Source organism: Oleiphilus sp. HI0125, from assembly GCF_001635355.1.
Window position 1 is genome coordinate 1 of record NZ_LWGF01000581.1, and the last position, 912, is coordinate 912.

Genomic DNA, 912 nt, shown 5'->3' on the forward strand with positions numbered 1-912 from the left:
TTTCGCTACAACGCCCGCACCTACTGTACGACCGCCTTCACGAATTGCGAAACGCAAACCTTCTTCCATCGCGATTGGCGCGATCAATTCTGCAGAAAGCTGTACGTTATCGCCAGGCATTACCATTTCAACGCCTTCTGGAAGCTCACATGCACCCGTTACGTCCGTAGTACGGAAGTAGAACTGTGGACGGTAGCCTTTGAAGAATGGCGTGTGACGACCACCTTCATCTTTGCTTAGTACGTATACTTCAGCTTCGAACTTAGTGTGCGGTTTAACAGAACCAGGAACACATAGAACCTGACCACGCTCAACGTCGTCACGCTTAGTACCACGTAGAAGAACACCAACGTTCTCGCCCGCACGACCTTCATCAAGAAGCTTACGGAACATCTCAACACCAGTACAAGTAGTGGTTTGAGTTTCACGGATACCGATGATTTCGATTTCGTCACCAACAGTGATGATACCACGCTCAACACGACCAGTTACTACCGTACCACGACCAGAGATAGAGAATACGTCCTCTACTGGCATTAGGAATGGCTGATCGATTGCACGCTCTGGCTCTGGGATGTACGTATCAAGCGCTTCAACAAGCTTCTTAACAGCAGTTGTACCCAACTCGTTGTCATCTTCGCCGTTCAATGCCATCAAAGCAGATCCAGGGATGATTGGAGTGTCGTCACCAGGGAATTCGTATTGATCTAGAAGCTCACGAAGCTCCATTTCAACCAACTCAAGCATTTCGTTGTATTCTTCAGTACCTGCACCGCCACAGTCTTCAGCAAGAAGGTCTGCTTTGTTCAAGAATACTACGATGTATGGAACACCAACCTGACGTGAAAGAAGGATATGCTCACGAGTCTGAGGCATTGGGCCGTCAGTCGCACCACATACTAGGATCGCGCC

At 48.9% G+C, this 912-nt stretch carries 1 protein-coding gene; it reads right to left on the bottom strand.

Going from position 1 to position 912, the window contains the following annotated elements; genetic code table 11:
- The coding region (locus A3762_RS07135) for an elongation factor Tu (protein WP_068754678.1) at positions 1 to 912 on the bottom strand (912 nt) is incomplete at both ends.